At 54.7% G+C, this 5,720-nt stretch carries 5 protein-coding genes; 3 read left to right on the top strand and 2 right to left on the bottom strand.

Features of this window, described 5'->3' with window-relative positions; translation table 11 throughout:
• The 3 genes from LX87_RS28370 to LX87_RS28360 form a co-directional block, all read left to right on the top strand.
• The coding region (locus LX87_RS28370) for an integrase core domain-containing protein (RefSeq protein WP_146624572.1) at positions 1-304 on the top strand (304 nt) is incomplete at its 5' end.
• A 456-nt stretch (positions 305-760) separates the two neighbouring features.
• A complete protein-coding gene (gene adhP / locus LX87_RS28365) occupies positions 761-1,843 on the top strand; it encodes an alcohol dehydrogenase AdhP (RefSeq protein ID WP_211325394.1) in 1,083 nt (360 codons plus the stop codon).
• A gap of 570 nt (positions 1,844-2,413) precedes the next feature.
• The gene (locus LX87_RS28360) at positions 2,414-3,223 is read left to right on the top strand and encodes a type II CAAX endopeptidase family protein (RefSeq protein ID WP_111631673.1); all 810 of its coding nucleotides are present in this window, start codon (positions 2,414-2,416) and stop codon (positions 3,221-3,223) included.
• Here LX87_RS28360 and LX87_RS28355 read toward each other — a convergent pair.
• Both LX87_RS28355 and LX87_RS28350 read right to left on the bottom strand, forming a co-directional pair.
• Positions 3,191-4,171, bottom strand: a complete 981-nt coding sequence (locus LX87_RS28355; RefSeq protein WP_111631672.1) for a 1-phosphofructokinase family hexose kinase — start codon at positions 4,169-4,171, stop codon at positions 3,191-3,193. The genes LX87_RS28360 and LX87_RS28355 overlap by 33 nt on opposite strands.
• Before the next feature lie 40 nt (positions 4,172-4,211).
• The gene (locus tag LX87_RS28350; protein ID WP_111631671.1) at positions 4,212-5,039 is read right to left on the bottom strand and encodes a universal stress protein; all 828 of its coding nucleotides are present in this window, start codon (positions 5,037-5,039) and stop codon (positions 4,212-4,214) included.
• Positions 5,040-5,720: the final 681 nt, after the last annotated feature.

The raw sequence follows: 5,720 nt of genomic DNA, 5'->3' as shown, positions 1-5,720 counted from the left end.
CCACATTCGAAGCGCCCCTTTCCATCCCATGACCCAGGGTAAAATTGAGCGCTATCACCGGTCAATGAAAAACGTTGTCTTGCTTGAACACTATTACAGTCCCGATGAGTTGAGTAGGCGGATTGGTGAATGGGTCGATTATTATAACAATCATCGCTACCATGAATCACTTAATAATGTGACACCAGCTGACGTTTACTGGGGCCGCCAGCAGGATCTGTTGGCGGAACGGCAAAAAGTCAAGCACTTAACGCTGTTGCAACGGCGGAAAAATTATATTTGTCAGCAAGCACAAAGCGCTTAAAGCCTCTCTTCCCTTTCCAACTTAAGTTGTCCACTTTCTGCTGACGACGTACACCAAAGATTCCACCCTGGAACAAGATGCAGGATGTATAAGCTAACGGTTTCACCTTCCCCAGAGACCATTTATTTCGCCGGACCTATTGGAGATCGATAGAAAGGAAAACGTAACCTGCCCATGTTCCGCTGGCAGCCGTGAGCGGGAAAAGGTCAGGTAAGCCTTCGTCCAGGCTCCTAATTTACCGTTCTGACACATGAACAAGTCAATAGAAACACTTCCCGTGGGTGGTTTAAGTGGCCCTCCCTAGTCAGCATATCCAGGACAGCATAAAGAGGCAGAACTGGTTTGACAAGGCTTGATGAAGGTCTTATGTCCTGGTGATTCTGCTCATAGGTTCGCCCCTACCCCCGGTGTACTTTTGCTGATGTCACTGAATTTCACTTTCCTTTCCCAACAGCTATGATTCCAGCCATGATGAAGGCGGCCGTTGCCCGGGCCTATGGCCAGCCGCTCCAGCTTGAAGAAGTTCCGGTTCCCCAGGTCGTACCAGGCCGTATTTTAGTGCGTGTGGCCGCCTGTGGGGTCTGCCACACGGACCTGCACGCCATCAACGGCGATTGGCCAGTAAAAGCCACCTTACCGTTAATACCCGGCCATGAGGGTGTCGGTACGGTCGTAGCCGTCGGAACCGGCGTTACCCAGGTCAAAATCGGCGACCGGGTAGGGGTGCCCTGGTTATACACGGCCTGCGGCCATTGTGAGCACTGTCATACCGGCTGGGAAACGCTCTGCCCGGATCAGCAGAACACCGGCTATTCCGTTCAGGGAAGCTACGCTGAATACGTCCTGGCGGATCCGAATTACGTTGGCCATCTGCCCGATGGACTTTCCTTTGAGCAGGCCGCCCCCATTCTTTGTGCCGGTGTCACGGTGTACAAAGGCCTGAAGGAAACGGAAGTAAAACCCGGCCAATGGGTTGTTATTTCGGGCATTGGCGGCCTGGGTCACCTGGCTGTACAATACGCCAAAGCCATGGGTATGCGCGTTGCGGCCGTGGACATTCAGGAGCAAAAGCTGGCCCTGGCCAAGGCGGTTGGAGCCGATCTGGTCATCAATGCGGCTCAGGAAGACCCCGTGACGGCGATCCATCAGCAACTGAACGGCGCCCACGGTGTGCTGGTAACGGCCGTATCCCGGTCAGCATTTGCCCAGGCCGTCGGCATGTTACGACGGCACGGTACGCTGTCGCTGGTAGGTTTACCCCCCGGCACGTTTGACCTGGATATCTTTGATGTTGTCCTGACGCGCAAAACAGTACGGGGCTCCATTGTTGGCACCCGCCAGGACTTGGTAGAGAGTTTGGCTTTTGCCGCCGAGGGTAAAGTGAAAGTGCATTACCACCTGGACCGCCTGGAAAATATCAATGGGGTGCTGGCCGATATGGCCGCTGGCCGCATCGACGGCCGGGTTGTGCTGCGTATAGCAGAAGATCAGCAGGCTCGCCAAGATCGTCCGCAGGAGGCTTATGCAACCGCCGGCTAAGGAATATTAACCGGGGTACAATTAGCCTCGGTACTTTTTCAATCGCTTCCGGCTTCAGTCCCCCGCTGCTCAAACGCTCCATTCATCGGATGCGTTAGGCTACAACCGCTTTGAGTTGTCGAACGGGTTGACTGCCTAGGGATTGGACCACTAGCAAAAACGGGTTCGTTTCTTTCTGCGGGGCAATGGCTGGATCGTTCTTCGGATTGCTGAGTCTTTTTTACCCGGATTTATCCACCCCTGGCTTTGGCGGGCTTCACCCTGGGTCGTAACGGCGGCTGGGTCCCCGTTTTATACGGCCAGCTTTTTCGTACGAAAAAGCTGATTATTCCTACAGGCCGGTTTCCGGCTTAACTTTAAGGGGAAGCAGGCGTAAGGAAATTGAAAGCTGCCAACCTAAGGATAACTGTTTTTTGAGGCTTTTCACGCGGGGGTCTGGAAGCAAAGAGTCATAATCTTTTAAACCTGGTGCGTCTGGTGCACCCATTACTCCTGTATAGGTGCACCCGCCCTTTTCCCTTCTTTCAGAAGGATGAGCGTTACCTCCGCCCTGAACGGCCCCGGATTAACATGAAAAAGATAATCGGTTTTTTTCTAACGGCCTACGGGTTTTCCTGGATTTGCTGGTCGCCCTATCTCATGCCCGGCTTCCCTGAATCCTGGCAGTATTCCGCTTTTCTGCATTACCTGGGCTTAACCGGGCCGCTGCTGGCGGCCGGTTTATGGACTTATATTGAAAATGATCAAGCGGGTCTGCAGCGACTTGCCCGCAGTCTACTGGTGCCGCGGGGACCCGCTTTTTACTGGCTGGTGGTTCCAATCATCCCTTTTCTGCTACTTGGCTTCGCTACGGGAGTTATTTCATCGGGGGAACTTTTGGCGATCGACTGGAGCGGGCTGTGGCGCTCGCGGGAATTGTCCAGCATTCATCCTGCCGCTTTTATTCTTTTGAATGTGTTTGTGGTCGGATTCGGGGAAGAAGCGGGCTGGCGGGGGTTTGCTCTGCCCCACCTGCAGCAACGCTACCCCGCCTGGGCGGCATCCCTGCTGATCACCGCCGGGTGGGCGCTGTGGCACTGGCCCCTCTTCTTTTACCAGCGCTCGGGGTATTACACGATGGATATGGGAGGCATCAGTGGGTGGCTGGTCAGCCTGGTAACGGGGTCGTTCCTCTTTACCTGGCTTTTTAACAGCAGCCGGGGTAGTGTGCTGGCCTGCGCGTTGTTTCACGCGAGTATGGACATTACTTTCATGGCTGACCTGGGGGAACCGCGGTTGATGAACACGATCGGTATGGTCATTACCGCCTGGGGACTTGGCCTACTGATCCTGTATAACCCCAGGCGGTTATCCCGCTACCAGCAAGTGCTGGGGCTCTAAACGCGGCTGGCAATTCATTCCGCTCAGTAGCCGCTGGACATCCGAAAGATGAAACAGTTCCGTGCCGGGATTCATGGTGGCCGCCGTACCACAGGCCACGCCCAGCCGCAGCATGTCTTCATAACCTTGCCCCTGGGACAAGGCGTACACCAGGCCGCCAACCATGCTGTCACCCGCACCCACCGTACTTTGTTTCTTCACCGTCGGTGCCGGCATATGTAGACCACGTTGACAGCGTTTGGCCATTTCTTTGGTCATCATCACGGCCCCATTGGGTCCCAGTGAAACAACCATGATTTCGCAGCCACCTCCTACAACCACGGCCCGGGCGGCCTCCTCGACTTCGGTTCCTTCCAATTTCTCCTCGCCAACCAGAGCCGCTAACTCCCCTACATTGGGTTTGAGCAGAAAGACGCCTTCGTAAATGGCCTTTTGCAGTGGTGGGCCCGACGTATCGAGGACCAACCGGGCCCCCATTTTTTTTGCCTGCTGGGCCAAGGTGGCAAAAAAATCGGCAGGCAAGCCGGGCGGCAGACTTCCACTGGCTACAACATATTCGACTCGACGGGAAAATCTTTGCAGGGTGTCGAGCAATTGACTAGCTTCCTCATTCGACCAGGTGGGACCTGGCAAACCAAAACGGAACTGCTGCTGACTACCGGTTTCCGATACCACAAAGCTTTGCCGGGTCCAGCCCGCTATGGGAACGGTTTGGTAGTCGATCTGTTGCTGGGCGACCAGCTGTTCCAGCAAGGTTCCGGTAGGTCCCCCAACGGGAAACAAACCCAGCGTACTGCCGCCCAGCCGGTGGATGGCTTTGGAGACATTGATGCCTCCGCCGCCGGCATCATAACGAGGGGTAGCGCACCGCAGTTTTTGCTCCGGTATCAGACGATCCACGGTCGTACTAATGTCTACAGCAGGGTTTAGCGTCAGGGTAAGGATCATAACATTCAGGGGAGAAAGGGTCAAGCACATCTTGGAATCATCAGGCTCGCATCACCAGGACGGGAACTTTGGCGTGGTTGAGTACATCCTCGGCCACACTCCCCTGAATCCAGTGGCTCAAGCCCGTGCGCCCGTGCGTGTAAAGCACAATCAGATCCGCCTGCTGCTGGTCGGCAAAATCCAGAATACCTTCGGCTACGGCCGGTGCCCGCCAGATGCTCAACTGATAATGCGCAATACCTTTGGCCAGAGCCAGTTCATCCATCCACTGCCGGATGCCTTCGGGCTCATGTACATCATGGGGTGTCAAAACATAAACAAACTGCTGCAGGCCCTGATCAGTGAGCTGGAACGGATACATATGACGCTCTTTAAGTTTTTCATCCAGGTCGATCCCGCAGACAATGTTTTTCGGCTGGAAGTGTTCGATGGGACCTTTGACCACCAGCACCGGGCAGTGGGCGTGCCGGACGATTCGCTCGGCGTTGGACCCCTCCAGCCATTCCATTAAACCGGAGGCACCCTGGGAAGCCAGCACAATCAGATCCGCGGGCTGCTCGTTGATGCAGCGAATTAACCCATCCAGGTTGCTGCCCAGCTTGGTTTTGATGACGACTCCAGCGTAGCGGGGGTTGCTGGCCAGCGCTTGCAGGTCCTGCTGCGCCTGCTGGTAAGCCATCTCGTAATTTTCGGCCATGATTGCCGAAAATTCCGGTGTATAGTCGCCCGCAGGCTGGGCGACCAGTTGATAGAGAACCGTGTGCAACAGCACAATTTCGGCTTGGTGGGTGCGGGCCAGACCGACGGCTACGTCCAGGGCATAGGTGGTCATTGGGCTCAGATCGGTAGGAACCAGGATCGTCTTCATCGTATAATTCGTTGGGAATGGTGCCTCAAAACAACCAGACTGGCGGCACTTTCACCCTGACCAGACTTACCCGAACGGGTGATTTTGATCAAGTTCGCTTCACGTTTCCGATGAGAGCCCCACCCGTGGATTACCGGCACGCCGGCCAGCGGGAGACTGACTATTGATCAGAATCAGGCCTTGGAATGACAATCCATCAGGGCTTGTTACCTGGCCGGTCGTTATTCTTGCGTTGACGAAGCCGACTTACGGGTCATTCAATCAGCACCACCCCACCATCCCAACCCGGGTTGTAAGAGCCCCCACAATTGATCACGTTTAACCTGGATGCCCGATGAAAACCATTCTCATTCCGATTGATTACAGCCCGGCCTTTAGGTTTGTTGGGTGAGAATATTCCAAGATTTGGGATAGCTTGCTGGTAAGCAAAACGGACTGGCACATCCTATCGCTCGGCTGGGCTACAGACCCATGGGCCGATTCAGAGGCCAGTCCGTGCCGCTTGCTAATACTCAAATAGAAATGCGGGTTAGCAGACCCATTAGAAAGGTATTGAGGCAAAAGCAAGCAGCTTAATTCACTCTAAAATTAATCGTTGTCATGGACATTTACTATTACATCGGCATTGATGTATCAAAGGCTACTTTGGACTGGGCGGTTTTCGATGGCAAGTTGATCGTG

This window comes from Larkinella arboricola (assembly GCF_003259745.1).
In the GTDB taxonomy this organism is placed as follows: Bacteria; Bacteroidota; Bacteroidia; order Cytophagales; family Spirosomataceae; genus Larkinella; species Larkinella arboricola.
The sequence above is the reverse complement of the archived record's forward strand: the minus strand, read 5'-3'. Positions and strand labels throughout refer to the sequence as shown.